The organism is Treponema sp. R8-4-B8, from assembly GCF_054786175.1.
In genome coordinates, this window is sequence record NZ_BDHE01000124.1 from 93245 (window position 1) to 108322 (window position 15078).

The 15078-nt window shown below is 40.9% G+C and carries 15 protein-coding genes; 1 reads left to right on the plus strand and 14 read right to left on the minus strand.

Annotated elements, in window-relative coordinates:
* Positions 1 to 248 precede the first annotated feature (248 nt).
* The 6 genes from ACYVRA_RS07205 to ACYVRA_RS07230 form a co-directional block, all read right to left on the minus strand.
* Positions 249 to 575, minus strand: coding sequence for a hypothetical protein (locus tag ACYVRA_RS07205; protein WP_461252069.1), 327 nt, complete (start codon positions 573 to 575; stop codon positions 249 to 251).
* Between the two features lie 488 nt (positions 576 to 1063).
* Entirely contained in the window at positions 1064 to 2770 is a 1707-nt protein-coding gene (locus tag ACYVRA_RS07210) for a DUF4116 domain-containing protein (RefSeq protein WP_461252070.1), read from the minus strand.
* 160 nt (positions 2771 to 2930) lie between these two features.
* The gene (locus ACYVRA_RS07215; RefSeq protein WP_461252071.1) at positions 2931 to 3206 is read right to left on the minus strand and encodes a hypothetical protein; all 276 of its coding nucleotides are present in this window, start codon (positions 3204 to 3206) and stop codon (positions 2931 to 2933) included.
* A 347-nt stretch (positions 3207 to 3553) separates the two neighbouring features.
* Positions 3554 to 5002, minus strand: coding sequence for a PqqD family peptide modification chaperone (locus tag ACYVRA_RS07220; RefSeq protein ID WP_461252072.1), 1449 nt, complete (start codon positions 5000 to 5002; stop codon positions 3554 to 3556).
* Positions 5003 to 5670: 668 nt separating this feature from the next.
* Complete coding sequence (locus ACYVRA_RS07225) at positions 5671 to 6282, minus strand: response regulator (protein ID WP_461252073.1); 612 nt, start codon at positions 6280 to 6282, stop codon at positions 5671 to 5673.
* Positions 6283 to 6292: 10 nt separating this feature from the next.
* Complete coding sequence (locus ACYVRA_RS07230; protein WP_461252074.1) at positions 6293 to 7465, minus strand: sensor histidine kinase; 1173 nt, start codon at positions 7463 to 7465, stop codon at positions 6293 to 6295.
* 65 nt (positions 7466 to 7530) lie between these two features.
* On the opposite strand from ACYVRA_RS07230, the gene ACYVRA_RS07235 reads away from it, so the two are divergent.
* Positions 7531 to 8181, plus strand: coding sequence for a hypothetical protein (locus ACYVRA_RS07235; RefSeq protein WP_461252075.1), 651 nt, complete (start codon positions 7531 to 7533; stop codon positions 8179 to 8181).
* 106 nt (positions 8182 to 8287) lie between these two features.
* Here ACYVRA_RS07235 and ACYVRA_RS07240 read toward each other — a convergent pair whose 3' ends face one another.
* From ACYVRA_RS07240 to tsf, 8 genes are all read right to left on the minus strand, one after another.
* Positions 8288 to 8650 (minus strand): hypothetical protein, encoded by a 363-nt coding sequence (locus ACYVRA_RS07240; RefSeq protein WP_461252076.1) that lies wholly within the window; start codon positions 8648 to 8650, stop codon positions 8288 to 8290.
* Positions 8651 to 8934: 284 nt separating this feature from the next.
* A complete protein-coding gene (locus ACYVRA_RS07245) occupies positions 8935 to 9705 on the minus strand; it encodes a hypothetical protein (protein ID WP_461252077.1) in 771 nt (256 codons plus the stop codon).
* A gap of 222 nt (positions 9706 to 9927) precedes the next feature.
* Positions 9928 to 10113, minus strand: coding sequence for a hypothetical protein (locus tag ACYVRA_RS07250; RefSeq protein ID WP_461252078.1), 186 nt, complete (start codon positions 10111 to 10113; stop codon positions 9928 to 9930).
* Between the two features lie 771 nt (positions 10114 to 10884).
* A complete protein-coding gene (gene dxr / locus ACYVRA_RS07255) occupies positions 10885 to 12012 on the minus strand; it encodes a 1-deoxy-D-xylulose-5-phosphate reductoisomerase (protein ID WP_461252079.1) in 1128 nt (375 codons plus the stop codon).
* On the minus strand, positions 12012 to 12881 hold the full coding sequence (locus tag ACYVRA_RS07260; protein WP_461252080.1) for a phosphatidate cytidylyltransferase: 870 nt from the start codon (positions 12879 to 12881) through the stop codon (positions 12012 to 12014). Before ACYVRA_RS07260 ends, dxr begins: the two co-directional genes overlap by 1 nt.
* The gene (gene uppS, locus ACYVRA_RS07265; protein ID WP_461252081.1) at positions 12878 to 13606 is read right to left on the minus strand and encodes a polyprenyl diphosphate synthase; all 729 of its coding nucleotides are present in this window, start codon (positions 13604 to 13606) and stop codon (positions 12878 to 12880) included. Before uppS ends, ACYVRA_RS07260 begins: the two co-directional genes overlap by 4 nt.
* Positions 13606 to 14166, minus strand: a complete 561-nt coding sequence (frr, locus tag ACYVRA_RS07270; RefSeq protein WP_461252082.1) for a ribosome recycling factor — start codon at positions 14164 to 14166, stop codon at positions 13606 to 13608. The genes uppS and frr overlap by 1 nt, the downstream gene beginning before the upstream one ends.
* Before the next feature lie 12 nt (positions 14167 to 14178).
* Entirely contained in the window at positions 14179 to 15039 is an 861-nt protein-coding gene (gene tsf, locus ACYVRA_RS07275; protein ID WP_461252083.1) for a translation elongation factor Ts, read from the minus strand.
* Between the last annotated feature and the right edge of the window lie 39 nt (positions 15040 to 15078).

Consider the following 15078-nt stretch of genomic DNA (forward strand, 5'->3'; position numbering starts at 1 on the left):
AACAACCACAGATGAAAAATTACGGAGAGACGATTCTGGAAAAAATATAATCCCTCTTATTCCTATAAATACTGATGGAGAAAGAATTTCTTGGAAGCAATGGGTTCTTAACATTTTAAAAGGTTTATATTTAAAAAAAGTTACTATGGATATTTTATTAGAATTAAAAAATACTTTTAATGATGTTTTTCATGTTGATGATAATAGAAATGAAGAAGAAAAAGTTCAATCAATAATAGAAAATGAAATTAAACCAAAGCAATAATTTCATCTGGTAGCATGACTTTACTTTCTGTATTTTCATCAGCTCGTAATTTTATCTCATTTGTTTTAACAGGTAAACCAATTCGACGCTTTTGTAAAAAATAAAATTTATATTCTGGATGATTTAATGTTATTTTTTTTGTTTCTTTATATGTTGAAGCAGCTAATACTAAAGAAAATACAGGAATACAATCAGATTTTAAATGCGCTTCAAAATCATCTAATGAAGAAGCAAAATAGATATTGACCTTTGGAAATCTGCTAAGCTGTTTTCTGTCCCATTTATTGACCCAAGCTACAATCTGTTTCATTATATACCTCTATAATATATGATATAAAATATTAGTTTTAAGGTTCAAGAGGCTTATTTTCTCACCATCATTAATTATATCAGATTAACCCAATAAAATCCCAAAAGTCAAGCCGCTTTAATCTCCGTCTTATTTAGTAGGTTTTAATAAATTTTAAGTATTGAGACCGCTAAATATGACCGGATAAACTAGTACTCTGTAACAACTAAATATTTACAAAAAGACCTCTCGCAAAGGCGCAGAGGCGCAAAGTTGTTGTTCGTAGGATCGTCGTTTTTCCTTCAAGATTTGTAGTTAAAGTAATATATCTAGATAATAATGAGTCAACGGACAGGAACTTTGCGCCTTCGCGCCTTTGCGAGAGAATATTCGAGAATAATGCTTTGTAAAGTTTTAGATGTTACTGACTACTACAGAATTCCGGTATCGCTACCATTGCGTATACTTTGCAACTTAAGCCTTTATTTGGCTATCAGTTCTTTTGTTTTTCATTCTGACGTTCGCGCTTTTTCGACGCTTTTCTCCAACGCCGCGATCACCCGGGCTTGCAGTTTTTTCGGCACATTTTGAAATAAACGTGTATTGTGCTTTACCGCTTCAACATATAGTTTAAAAGTTAAGAACTTTTTCGGCACGTATTCAAACGCTTCGCCGTAAGTATGCCGTAATGCTTCATGGCATATTTCCCTGGTCTTTAATTTATTAGGGACATATTCAAGCGCATCACCGTCCTGCCGTACCGCTTTAAGGCACATCTGCGCGGTCTTGAGTTTTTCTGGAACAAATTGAAGCGCATAACCGTTCTGCCGTACCGCTTCAAGGTACAATTGCGCGGTCTTGAGTTTTTCTGGAACAAATTGAAGCGCACAGCCGTTCTTCCGTACCGCTTCAAGGCACAAAGCTTCGGTCTTGAGTTTTTCCGGCGCGTATCCAAGTTCTTTGCCGTCCCTCCGTACCGCTTCAAAACATAATTCCGCAGTCCTTAGTTTTTCTGGCACAAATTCAAGCGTATTCTTTTCAAATATATAATGATTTTTATCCGGTATACCACCCTGCAGTACCGCCTCAAGGCACAGCTTCGCGGTCTTGAGTTTTTCCGGAACATAAGCAAGCGCGCTGCCTTTCTGCCGTACCGCTTCAAGGCACAACTTCGCGGTCTTTAATTCTTCCGGGACATTTTTAAGCGCGCTGCCGTCCTGCCGTACCGCTTCAAGGCATATTTCCGCGGTCTTTAGTTTTTCAGGCACATATTTAAACGCCCATATGTCTGTTTTTACCGCTTCAAGGCATATTTGTTCAGTCTTGAGTTTTTCAGGCACAATTTTAAGGGGATGCTCATCTAATAAATCATAATCATCATCTAAGGGAGCCCGTACCGCCTCAAGACACACCTGCCCGGTTTTAAGTTTTTCCGGAACATATCTAAGCGCCCAGCCGTTCTGCCGTACCGCTTCAAGGCACAAAGCTTCGGTTTTTATTTTTTTAGGCGCGTGTTCAAGCAGTTTGCCGTACCCCCGTACCGCTTCAAACCACAAAGCTTCGGTCTTTATTTTTTTAGGCGCCACAATTATGCTGACTGCATTACGTCTTACTCTTTTGAGCCAGTAGTCTTGAGAATACCAGTAATCAGGATAACCCGGTTCGTCAATATCAGGTTCGACAGGTTTTTCCGTATCTCTGGCAAGCCACATTCTGACGATTGGCTCTAAGTCGGTCTTTACAATTTCGTCCCTTGCAGCTATTGCCTGACGTGCCGCAGTATCATTGTCTTCAAAATCAAAGAATTCTCCGCCATGAAGACTAATATACTCTCCTTCTTCCTCTCTTTGAAACAGTTCCTTATATAAATAGCCTGTTCTTCTTTTCCTCTTTTCTTTTCTCTGTTCCATGCATACTAGCAAAATCCAAAGGGATAACTCCTGCGCCGCTTCAACAAACGACCATGACGTATTTATGGCTTCTGTTGAACATTTTATTTCAACCTTAAAAGGGCTGGTTTCGGTCACTTCGAGATTAAGAACATTCATTTCTGAATGTTTTACAAACAGGGTTTTAAGGAATTTATTGACATCTCGCAAGTTTCCGTTTTTGAAGAAAACGGTATAGTAATCCGTGGAGGCAATATGCTGCCTGTTAGAAAGAAATCCATCTTCTAAGGTAATTTTTTCTGTTTGATTATTATTTTTCTTGTTCATAATAAAATATATAAAATTTAAGTATTTAATGTAAACCCATGTGAACGCGCGGTTTTGCTTTTTTACAAATTTTTTGCGAGTTTGGGAGAAAAACAGTGCGTTAACGCACGGTTTTTGCTTAGAATGAGAAAAACGGTATCAGGCACTGTTGCGTTACCTGTTATGCCTTGTTTTTCATTTCGCCTTCCATGAGCCAGAACTTGACGGCTGTCCCGTTGCCTTTCATTGAGATGTATTCCTCATAAAAAGGCTGTCTGAGATTTCTGGGTATGGAAATGTCAAATATCCGATCTGAAAGAAAAGCCATTCTGTCGCTTCTTGCCTGTACCTTTATTTGCCACCTGATCACCAGTACTGATAACAGCATCCCCAGCACTGATAACAGCAAGCCAACCACGCCGCAGAATGCCCCGATTAAACCTAATGTATTTTCCATTCTGCCCTCCTGCTAGTAAGGGTGAATTTTACTATAACATACCGTGGACCACATGGCAAGGCAAGGTACGTTGCAATTCGGCGTTGCGGTACACTACCGGAAAACGGTGTCAAGACAGCCAAGAATTAAATGAAATTTCAGCGGGTCTCCATTCGTCCCATTTAGCCAAATTATTTGCTACATGAGCTTTTAATCTGTCACTTTGTAATTTTGAAATACTTAATTCTTTGATCAATAGTATTTTTCTTTTTAGAAGTTAATTGGGCTTTTGAAAAATAACGTTTAAAAAAAGTGATTATATTCATTTTCAATCCTCATAAATTATATAAGAATCATGCCAACTTTTATTATGAATAATTTTGTACGCGTTTTTTCTTCCAGTCCATTACGATTTTACGGTTCAGTGCCGCTTCCATACAAAAGTATTCCGGAATTTTCAACATATTCCGATCGGGAGTTTCGTTGAAATTTCTTGCAAGGCATACTGAACAAAATGATTTATTAGTACAGTCAATACATTGAGGAATATCTTTCCTGCATAAATTACGAATGCGCTTAATGTTTGGTGAATTTTCCCAAATATCGCTCAAACTTTGTTCTTTTATATTGCCAAGAACAAAACCTTGCCAGGCGGCGCAAGGACAAACATTTCCGTTTTCAGCAATGTTTAAAGACGTAATACACGCGCCGCAAAATCTGTTATTTCTAATTTCGTATTCGCCATTTATATCAAGATCATCTTTTGACAACCGCTGCCGGTATTCGGCGTCACTGTGTAAAATATCATTCAGTACCTGTTCGACTTCTCCAATAGTCAGGCGGTTGACAAGATTATCCGTCGATTGATCAGTACGCGCCATCATATTGTAATCAACCTCAATATGTATCCGACGCTCCTGCGCCCAAGTAATTATATCCCTAACATCATTTTTATTTTGTTTCATTACAGGACAGTTAATCTGAATACGTATATCGTTTTCAATTAGATTAAGAATTGAATTGTATGTTTTACGGAATGAACCTGGAATTTGTGTAATTTCATCGTGTACTGCCGGATTCATACTGTAAAGCGACACCTGTACCCGAAAATTCTGATTTTTTTTAAGTATCGCAAGTATATCGTCAGTAAGATGCGTCAGATTGCTTAAAATAACAACGAAAAAATCGTATCCTGCCGTCTTTTCCAAAAAATCGGCAAAACGAGGGTGCAGCATACATTCGCCGCCCGATAATGTCATATCAATTACACCCAGCCTATGGCACTGTTCAAGTATGTTATAGAAGAGCAAATCATCAATATCAATATTTGATTTATTATTATAAGGAATGTAACAATGAATACAATGCTCGTTGCAACGGCTGGTAAGCTCGATCTGCATATCAAATAAATGAGGATTATCCCTAAAATTTTCTAAAAGATATTCAGTGGTGTCTTTAGGGGAGCGGTTCATTGTATATAAATTATCCATTGGATTTGCCAATGCCGCATAAGAAAAGCGGGTGTTTTTTTTATCAAGCTCAACTTCGGACTCACCGGAAACAATAAATCCGTCATCTTCCAGATTGGTAAAAAACGCAAGAGCGTCTTTTTGTATCTTGAGCGGGTCTACGCCAGAAAAAGTATCGGTGATTTCACTGGAAAGCGCTTCCAATGATTTTGATGTTCGTGACAAGGCATTAAGAAAAACAGCCCCGGTTGCGTTAACAATCTGTTCTTTATATATATCTTTATTAATGATATATCCGATGTTTGCGAAAGTACGTATAAACGTTCCTGTTTTTTGTCTGTATAACAAATTATTCCCCCATAAAATTTTACGCTCCTGAAAACCAAACTGATTTTCAGGGGCGTTTTTTACTAATGTGCGTTTCCGCAGCCCTGGCTGCATTTACACCCGGCACCACCGGAGCCACAGGACGCTGCCGCATACATGCCTTGCTTGCTGTTCTGAGCAAGCACTACAGGTTCGCAATAAGCCATAGTTTTCCTCCTTAATTAAAATATAAGAGCGATGTTCAACGAACACCCAATTTAATCGGGTTACAGTCTGAAACAGTCGGCGGAATACCCGAAAAAAAGCAATTTGAAAATACAATTGGAATATTATGCCATAACGGCAAATAGCGGAGTAGAGTGTGAACGCACGGTTTTGGATTTTTTTCGAGAAGACTCTCACAAAGATCACAAAGGGACAAAGATCACAAAGGTGGATTAGGGGGTTGTTGTTTCAAAGCTGATCTTGAAATTTCACGATAAGATAACGGACAAAAACCCCTGATTCTTCTTTGTGATCTTCTCGCACTGTCGGTCACCTAAAGGTTCCCTTGCTTTTTTGTAATCTGCGGCATTTATTGGTGCTCTCGCTTTGCGGCATTATTCATCTTCACTGCTTCGCAGTGCTTTTGTCTAGCGTTCTTCGTGTTCTTTGTGTGAAATCTTCTTCAATATATTTCCCGAAGCCAATTACAGTTTCATCAATTCCTGACGCGTGCTTGCGCCTGTTTTAAAATAAATGTTGCTGATGTAGTTTTCTACGGTACGCAGGCTTAAACCGAGGGTTTGGGCAATGTGCTGGTTTGTCTTGTTTTGTTTTATCAAAAGCAGAAGTTCCTGTTCGCGTTTGGTAAAGCGGGCGAGGGCGGCGGAGGCTTCCTCTAGTTTTTTATTGATTCCGGGAGGGACATAGGTTTCCCCGCGCAGAACCGTATCAATCGCTGCAAGAAGCCGCGATTTTGCGCTGGACTTGGCGATATAGCCCGCGGCTCCCATGTGAAGGGCGGTGCGTATGCGGAAATCGTCTTCAATTACCGAGCAAACCAGTACAGGAGGGGGTGATATATTTTCCTCCCGGCAGAAATTTTTAAGAGAGGGGATAAAGTCCAGCCCGTTTTCTTCGCCTAACATTATGTCAAGGATAATAAGATGAGGCAGAGGGGATTTCAGATATTTCGCGGCCCCGGCAAGGGTTGTCGCTTGCCCGCATACGTGGAAGCGGCCTGTTTCTTCAAGGCAGGAAGCAAGCCCGTAATTTACCAGAGGATGATCGTCAATCAATAATACGTTCTTTTTATTCATAGTATTGCTTTTATTTTACCGGAAATTCGAGGCATACTAAAGTCCCTTCTCCCGATATGCTGTTTATTGTAAGGCTGCCGCCTAGTATCGCGGCGCGTTTTTTCATTCCGCTTATGCCGAGCCGTCCATGGCTATTGTCGCCTTGCGCGTCAAACCCTTTTCCGTCATCTGAAATGCCGATGTACATTTTTTGTTGATTGGAGCGTATTACGACAACCGCTTCCGAAGCTTGAGCGTGTTTTTCCACGTTTGTCAACGCTTCCTGCACTATGCGGTATATTTGTAGTTGTTTTTCAAGATTCAGAAAATCCAAATTGACGCCTTCCGTTATTTCGGCGCGGCAGTCAATTTCCGCGCGTTTTTTGAAATTAAAGCATAACTGCTGTACCGCGTCGGCAAGCCCCAGAATGCGGAAGTCCGGCGGAACAAGAGCGTTGCAAATTTCATGTAACCGGCTTATCAAACCTGATTGCGTTTCGGCTGTTTCAATGCATAGTTTTTCCCTTTCATCGTCTTCCTTCATCCGTCCGATCTTGTCCATTCTCAAAGAAAGATAACGCAAATCCTGCGCTACGGTGTCGTGAAGTTCTCTGCTGATTCTTCCCCGTTCCTCTTCCTGCGCGATGAGAATAGCCTGTGAAAAAGCGGAATTTTCCGCTTCCCTGTCAAGCGAGCGCGCGAGCGTTTTTTTCATAATAAAAGCCGCAACCGCCGCCAGCGTGACAAACAGGACAAAGACCAAAGACAGGCGGAAATACGCGACGCCGGGAAAACGCTCAATTTCCGTATCCAGCGCCAGCCATCGCGTGAGCGCTTCATTAATTTCCCCTAAAAGAAAAGCAGCTTTCTCCCTGTCTTCCATGACGGCGGATTCACGGAAACCGTAGACCATGCCGGTAATGTTTTCCAGTGAATACGCGTCCGCATTGTCCGCAGGAAGCAGCCGGAGTATGCGGTATGTTTCCGAATGACCAAACGCCTCCATTGTATCGAGAAAGGAGTCAATGGCGTTAATCATGGGCTGTTGCGTTTGCCCTGCAAGAAAAAGGCGTTCAATGCCTGTCCACTGCCACATTATATCCGGCACGGTAATATTTTGCCCATAAACGGGAGAAATGAAAAGAAAAGAAAGAAAAATGAAAAAAGAGAAAAATAAACAATAATTTCCTGCAACCTGCTTCATAATAAACCCTATGGCGAATGCTATCATTATATACATTTTTATTTTATTGGTGTAAGCTTCTTTTAATGAAAAGAGGAAGGCGTTATCTTTATTGGATACGGCTCATTGTTCTCATTTTTCTTGCGGCGGCGTTAAACTGCGGATTGTCTACCTTCCTCTCAATTTTTAAAATTCCGTTGTTTCTGGATACGGTGTTTAACGCGGCAATATGCTTCGCATTCGGCCTGTTGCCCGGCCTTTTAACCATCGTTGCCACTCAAATACTGGCAAGTCTTTCTTTTGGTAGCGGTTTATCTCCGTTTATTCTGTGCAGCATTGCGGAAGTAGTATTGGTATGGCGGCTGAACCCCGATTATCCTCTGGGTGCTGTGCACCCAATGGGAGCGGCGCATCCAGTTGGTGCGGTGCGAGAAGAAAAATCCGCCGCCCTCGTTACTATTGTAGCCGGATTGCTGCTTTTGTACATTGTATGCCTTATTACCATTAGCGTTCTAGGAGGGCTGATTGATTTTTTGTATTACGGTATATGGCGCAACCCCAAGCCGTATTTAAGCACGGTGGACATACTTAAATTAGGGCTTTCAAGAAGCGGCATCCCGACGCTTGCGGTGGATATAGTCTCGCGTATTTCGATAAATATGGTGGATCGTTTTATTGTTGTTTTTGGCGGGTTTTTTATTTCTATGGGAGTGAAGAAAATTAACATAGAAAAATGAGGCAAGATTAAAGTGGCTAACACGATAAAATAACGGACAAAAAAACACGATTCTTCTTTGTGTTCTTTGTCTCTTTGTGTCCATTGTGTGCAGTCTTTGGCAATTGTCAAATTTCCCCCAGGCTGAAGTCTCCTTGAATTTTAAAGTGATTTCCGTCGCGGCAGACGGTAAGTTCGCGTTCAGGGAAATGGAGAGGCAAGAGTTCCCTTATTTTTTCCGCCGCAGTTTCGTAGATTTCACGGCGTATGCTGTCATCAACTTTTTCAAGAGTGGATATTGACACGTCAATAATATAGCCCCTGCCCAATTCCGACCTGTAGCCGGGTGTAAAGATGGCGCCAATGTTAAAAAGACCGTCCGCCTCAGGATTGGCAGTTTCGCCGCGAGCGGGACGCGTGGGATGTAAAGGGTATCTGTCTCCGTAAAGGTCTTCGAGAAAGTTATCAACTTCATCAAAAAGTTTCTTCATGCGGTTATCAAATTCTATAATTTTCGGGTGCCACATTTTATTATTGAGTTAATTATACTAGAATATTAATTTTTACGCCAAGACCTCACACAAAGATCACAAAGGTACAAAGATCACAAAGGGGGAAAGAGGGGGTTTTTGTCCATAGGCTATGCGTGTGCTTCACGATAAGATAACGGACAGGAACCCTTGATTCTTCTTTGTGATCTTCTCTTACTTTGTGTTCTTTGTGTGAGGTCTTCTGGATGTAGTTTTTGGGGGAAAATGACTAAGCATACATTAATTTATTGAACAAAAATATACTGACCGCTAGTAATATACATTTCCTTTGTTAAGATATTATAATTATATTTTACAATAAATTCCGTACTTAACCCGTTATCATTTTCCGGTTTATATGTATTTTGCATGAGTTCATAAAATCTTGTTTTTATAATATCGTCATAATCCCATTTTTCTATATTCCATTCTGTTATTACCAAATCATGAACAATATTATTATAAAACGATAAAGATTCATAATAAGCTGCGTCTAATATTTCAACTTTATTAACAAGATCAAATATTGTAATACCTCTGATTCCAGGGGCAGATCCACTATCAATAAATAATAAATCATCATAAATCTTTTTAAACCAATAAGGTCCTTTATCTGTAAAATCACACAATTTATTTCCCAAAGTCATATACTCCATTATTTTTAGTTTTTCATTGTATTCATAAACACAAAATCCATTATAACCCCATCTTCCATCATGTTCAAAAAATTCTTCCATTACTACATATTTATCATATATATATAAATCACCAATATGTAACTCCGGGAATACTTCACTTAAATCAATATAAAAATTGCCTCTAATGTTTTTTATTTCAAATGATAATATGTCATCATTGATATCAATATAAATTTTGTCCTTAATATAAACTTTGTCCTCAACTTTTTCATCGGCAGTAGTACTATTATTTTCAGGTATTACCGTTACCGCAGGCGTTTTCTTGCACATGGCAAGAAAAACCAATAAAATAATATAAAGAATTAGAGGTTTTCTCATATAATTAAATATACGAAGATAATAATTTTTTATCAAGAAAATTTTTATAAGAAGACTCATACAAAGAACACTAAGGAAGAGAAGATCACGAAGAAGAATTAGGGGTTGTTGTCCGTAATCTTATCGTGAAACTCACATATAGCCTTCGGACACCCCCTTTTCCCCCTTTGTGATCTTTGTACCTTCGTGTCCTTTGTGTGAAAATTTTGCGAGTAATGGCTTTTATTGCTCAAAAACATATGTACCGTAAAGGAGATTTATTTCTTTTGTTAAAACATTAAAATTATATATTATAACTAATCTTGTATTTCGCCCGTCATCTCCTTCCCGTCTTTCAGTGCTTCGTTCAAGTTCAAAAAACCTTGTTCTTATATTATCATCATAATCCCCATATCTTACGCCTGACATTACTAAACCGCTAACAATATTATTTTCAAACGAGTAAGATCTATAATATGCCGCGTCTAATATTTCTTCTTTATTAACAAGATCAAATATGTGAATTACTCTTATATCGGGACCGGTTCCTTCATCAATAAATAATAAGTCATTATAAATACCCTCATAATTATAAGGTCCGTCACCTGAAGCATATAATTTATTTCCTGAATCCTTATATTCCGTTATATTTAAGTTTTTATCGTATTCATAGACGCAAATCCCATTATCATACCATAATCCGGCTCTTTCAGAGAATAAAGATTCTTCTAATACTATATATTTGTCATTAATGTCTATTTGACTAAATTGTATTTCAGGGGATATTACGGTAAGATCAGCGTCCTCAACTTTTTCATCGGCAGTATTATTATTTTCAGGTATTACTGTAACCTCTTCAGAGATTACAGTAACCGCAGGTGTTTTTTTTGCACATAGCCAGAAAAACCAATAAAATAATATAAAGAATTAGAGGTTTTCTCATATAATTAAATATACGAGAATATTATATTCTTATCAAGAAAATTTTTATCAATAAGACCTCACACTAAGATCACAAAGGTACATCGAACCTTCGGTTCGCGAGCACAAAGGGGGGAAGAGGGGGTTTTTTGTACGAAGATTATGCGTGGGCTTCACGATAAGATAACGGACAACACCTCCCACTCCCCACTCCTTAGACTTTGTGTTCTTCTCTTACTTCGTGTTCTTCTCTTACTTCGTGATCTTTGTGTGAGGCTTTTACGGTATAATTGATTTAGCCATCTGCCTTGCGTCAGAGTCGGCTTTTAGTACAGTCTCCAAGTCTAAAGAATCACAAGCCCAGTCTGCGTCCAGAACGTATTCTGCTATTTTTGGAATCTCTAAAAATTTAATTTTTTGTTCTAGAAACGCAGTGACTGCTACCTCGTTTGCGGCGTTGTAGGCGCACGGGTATAAGTCCCCGCGTCTTGCGGCTTCCCATGCGTAGGTTAGCATGGGGAATTTATTGGCATCGGGTTTTGAAAATTCAAGGGTGAGTGAGTCGAAACTGATTGGCTCAAGAGTTGATTTGGTTGTTACAGGCCAGTATAGCGCGTCGTGAATCGGGTGGCGCATGTCTGGTTTTGATAGTTGGGCGTAAATAACGCCGTTACTTAGACGGATCATCGAATGGACGACGCTTTGAGGGTGAATGACCACTTTTATTTTTTCACTGGGCATATTAAAAAATACGCAGGCTTCGATTATTTCCAGTCCCTTGTTCGCCATTGAAGCTGAATCTATTGTTATCTTCGGCCCCATGCTCCATGTGGGGTGGGCAAGAGCGTCCTTTACCGTTACGCTTTCCATGTCTTTAACGCTAAAATTCCTGAACGGGCCGCCTGACGCGGTTAAAATTATTTCGCTTACATTTTCGCTATTACCACCGTTTTGCCCTGCGCTTTGCGCTTGAAAAAAGCGGAGCAGGTGAAAAATAGCGGAGTGTTCGGAATCGACGGGGATGATGTTTACGTTTTTTTCTTTTGCTGAGCGGATGGCCAAGTCGCCCGCCATGACGATTGTTTCTTTGTTTGCTAGAGCCAAGTGGGAGCCGGCTTTTATTGCTGCGAGAGAGGGTTCAAGGCCGGCGGCGCCTGATATGCCGTTTATTGTTATGTCGGGTTTTATTTCGGCTATGGCGGATAAGATTTTTTCTTTGCCGTTGGTATCGCCAGCTAGGACGCAAACGGCGTGGGGGAATTGTTTTGACAACGCTTCAAGTTTGTCGCGGCTGGAGCGGGCTGTAAGGAGGACCGGTTCAAAGTTTTCACTGTCGCGTGAAATTATGTCGAGGGAACTTTTCCCTATGGAGCCGGTCGCTCCAAGAATAGCGACTCGTTTTTTCATCAAAACCTGAAAAACATGCTGAACAGGAGAAAAAATACTGGAGCGGCTACGGCTACGGAGTCAATAGAATCAAGAACGCCGCCGCGTCCAAGCATAAAATTTCCCGAATCTTTAAAATCGCAGCTTCTTTTAATCGCGGATTCCGCAAGATCGCCTAACGACGCGGCGATTCCCGTGCATAAGCCAAGAATTGCGGCCATGATTGCCAAGTAAGAAAAAGAAATTTCATAGTTTAAGTAAATAAATATTTGGGGAAAAAATATTACCGCGCCCACGGCGATGATTACAGAACCTAGAGTTCCGCCTATGAAGCCCGCGACGCTCTTGTTGGGGCTTACGGGAATTATTCCCCTGTTCTTCGCGCCGAATAAATTGCCGCAAAGCCAAGCGGTTGAATCATTAATGAATGTTATGAATAAAAACAACAGTGTCGCGGTGGGTTTTCCCCACGCGCTCATTATTACTATCCAACAGATAAAAAGCCCGGGATAAACAAGTAAAGAAAATTTGCCAATTATTTGCCCGGTAATCGCTTCTATTCCTGACGCGCGGGTAAAAACTTTTGACAGTAACACCCATCCCGCGCTTATCATTGCTATGATGGGAACAATCAATGGGGTAATTTTTAAACTGATTACAAGAGTAAATGTTAATGGAATTACGGCGCCTAAAATAAAACTTTCAATTTTTGAAATAACAATTTTCTTTTTTTCAAGCATGGAAGAAAATTCGACGGCTCCCATCGCGGAAAAGAAAACCGTGACTATATTAAGGGCAAGATTATGGCGGTAGGGCAGTAAGATTACAAGGGCATAAACGGCGGGAAGTCCGATTATAAATATAATTAAACGTTCAATAATTTTTTTCATGTTGTTACCCCGCCAAAACGCCTGTCCCTGTTTTGATAGTCGGAAATAGCCGCCTGCAAATCCTCTTTGTCCCAATCAGGCCAAAGTTTTTGCGATATGTACAATTCCGAATACGCGCCTTCCCACAGTAAAAAATTACTCGTCCTGTATTCGCCCGCGCTTCGGATTATTAAATCGGGATCAGGCACGTCGGGGTTGTCAAGAAAACCGCGAATGTCGTCTTCGCTTATGTCTGCCGCGTTTCCCTCTGCCGCGCCCGGCTCTTTGCCGGAAAACTTCTCTTTGGAAAGTTTGCGTAACGCCCTTACAATCTCGTCCCTGCCGCCGTAATTAATCGCAAGAATTACCTGCATTCCCTCAAAACTCGCCGTGTCGGCGATTGAATCGGACAACTCCTTTTGAATATCAGGCGGCAATCCGGCGAAATCTCCGGCGTGGCGGACGCGGATCCTGTTCTGTTTGCTGAAATCAAACTCCGCCCTTAAATACTGTTTTATCAGCCCCATTATAAAGCCGACTTCTTCCGCCGCGCGTTTCCAGTTTTCAGTCGAGAACGCGTAAAGCGTTAAATATTTTATTCCTAAATCGCTTGCGGCTTTTACGATGCGTTTTGCCGTCTTTAATCCTTCAAGATGTCCCTGCGTGCGGACAAGCCCCCGGCTTTTCGCCCAGCGTCCGTTTCCATCCATTATAATGCCCACATGAGCAGGGATATTTTTACCCATTATACGTCCATTATTTCTTTTTCTTTTTCTTCAAGGATTTTATTTACCTGCCCAACATAATTGTCGGTAAGTTTTTGCAGGTCTTCCTCGCCCTTGCTTTCGTCATCTTCCGTAATCTTCGCTTTTTTATCCTTTAAAAGTTTCTTTAACTCTTCGTTGCCGTCCCTGCGGATGTTGCGGATTGCGACTCTTGACTGTTCAGCCTGATTTTTCGCCAGCTTGACTAGCTCTTTGCGCCTTTCTTCGGTAAGCGGAGGAATTGATACGCGGATAACCTTGCCGTCGTTTGACGGGTTTAACGACAGTTCTGAAGAACGAATCGCCTTTTCAATCTCCGTGATAAGATTTTTATCCCACGGTTGAATAACGACTAGGCGCGCTTCGGGAATTGAAATGTTAGCGACTTGGTTAAGAGGCGATTTTTCCCCGTAAGCGTCAACTCTAATCCTGTCAAACAGGGCGGCAGACGCCCTCCCAGTCCTGAAAGCGGCAAAAGCGTCTTTAAGGCTTGCCACCGTTTTTTTCATCCGCTCTTCGTTAGACGAAATTACATCCTGCATAAAAACCCCTGATTATTCAGCGCCTACTTTGTAGTAAACATACTCGGTTACCGCAAGTTTGGCTCCCGCTTTTTTCCCGCATTCTTCAATCGCCTTTGCGACTGTGATTTTCTCGTCTTTTACATAACCTTGTTCCATAAGGCAAATCTCGCTTAAATACTTTGTCACCTTACCCTTTAAAATTCCTTCAAGAACTTTTTCCGGTTTTCCTTTAAGTTTTTCATCCTGCTGCATCTGAACGCGGAAAATGTCTTCCTGCTCCTTTAACCACCCCGCGGCGATTTTATCGCGGTCAATCTCGAACGGATTAAAAGCCGCAATATGCAGGGCGAGGGTGAAAACAAAGGATTTTACTTCGTCGTTTTTAAAGATTTCCGGTTTGTCGGATTCGCATTTTACGACTACGCCGATGTTGCCGTCCCCGTGAATGTACTGGGTTAAGTATTCATGGGAAGCCGCTTTTACATGGCAAAGCCTTTTAAGCCCCATGTTTTCGCGGATTTTTGTCGCGAGATCCTGCACAAGGCTGTTAAGTTCGTCATTGGGGTCGGTTAAACCTTTTTCAAGGGCGGTAGCCGCAATTTTTTCGCCTAGGGCGATAAAATCGGGGTTTCTCGCGACAAAGTCGGTTTCAGCGTTAAGTTCAACTAACACTGCTGCGGAATTGTCGCTTTTCATTTTAATAAAAACTTTTCCGTTATTGGTGGCGCGTCCGGCTCTTTGTTCAAGGGCGGCAAGGCCTTTTTCCTTTAAAAGTTTTTCCGCTTTGGCAAAATCGCCTTCTGAAGCGACAAGCGCGTTTTTACATTCCATCATTCCCGCTCCGGTTTTTTCCCGAAGTTTTTTTACTTCTGCGGGTGATATTTCAGCCATATTATTCTCCTTAATTTGTTTGTAAATCACCTGACCACT

Excerpts from the sequence above, each read along its gene's own strand:
- ACYVRA_RS07225 (WP_461252073.1), bottom strand. The coding sequence starts at position 6,282 with ATGAATAAAAAGAACGTATTATTGATTGACGATCATCCTCTGGTAAAT.
- ACYVRA_RS07210 (WP_461252070.1), bottom strand. The coding sequence starts at position 2,770 with ATGAACAAGAAAAATAATAATCAAACAGAAAAAATTACCTTAGAAGAT.
- ACYVRA_RS07230 (WP_461252074.1), bottom strand. The coding sequence starts at position 7,465 with ATGAAGCAGGTTGCAGGAAATTATTGTTTATTTTTCTCTTTTTTCATT.
- dxr (WP_461252079.1), bottom strand. The coding sequence starts at position 12,012 with ATGAAAAAACGAGTCGCTATTCTTGGAGCGACCGGCTCCATAGGGAAA.
- tsf (WP_461252083.1), bottom strand. The coding sequence starts at position 15,039 with ATGGCTGAAATATCACCCGCAGAAGTAAAAAAACTTCGGGAAAAAACC.
- ACYVRA_RS07260 (WP_461252080.1), bottom strand. The coding sequence starts at position 12,881 with ATGAAAAAAATTATTGAACGTTTAATTATATTTATAATCGGACTTCCC.
- ACYVRA_RS07205 (WP_461252069.1), bottom strand. The coding sequence starts at position 575 with ATGAAACAGATTGTAGCTTGGGTCAATAAATGGGACAGAAAACAGCTT.
- ACYVRA_RS07235 (WP_461252075.1), top strand. The coding sequence starts at position 7,531 with ATGAAAAGAGGAAGGCGTTATCTTTATTGGATACGGCTCATTGTTCTC.
- frr (WP_461252082.1), bottom strand. The coding sequence starts at position 14,166 with ATGCAGGATGTAATTTCGTCTAACGAAGAGCGGATGAAAAAAACGGTG.
- ACYVRA_RS07245 (WP_461252077.1), bottom strand. The coding sequence starts at position 9,705 with ATGAGAAAACCTCTAATTCTTTATATTATTTTATTGGTTTTTCTTGCC.
- ACYVRA_RS07250 (WP_461252078.1), bottom strand. The coding sequence starts at position 10,113 with ATGTCAGGCGTAAGATATGGGGATTATGATGATAATATAAGAACAAGG.
- uppS (WP_461252081.1), bottom strand. The coding sequence starts at position 13,606 with ATGGGTAAAAATATCCCTGCTCATGTGGGCATTATAATGGATGGAAAC.
- ACYVRA_RS07215 (WP_461252071.1), bottom strand. The coding sequence starts at position 3,206 with ATGGAAAATACATTAGGTTTAATCGGGGCATTCTGCGGCGTGGTTGGC.
- ACYVRA_RS07240 (WP_461252076.1), bottom strand. The coding sequence starts at position 8,650 with ATGAAGAAACTTTTTGATGAAGTTGATAACTTTCTCGAAGACCTTTAC.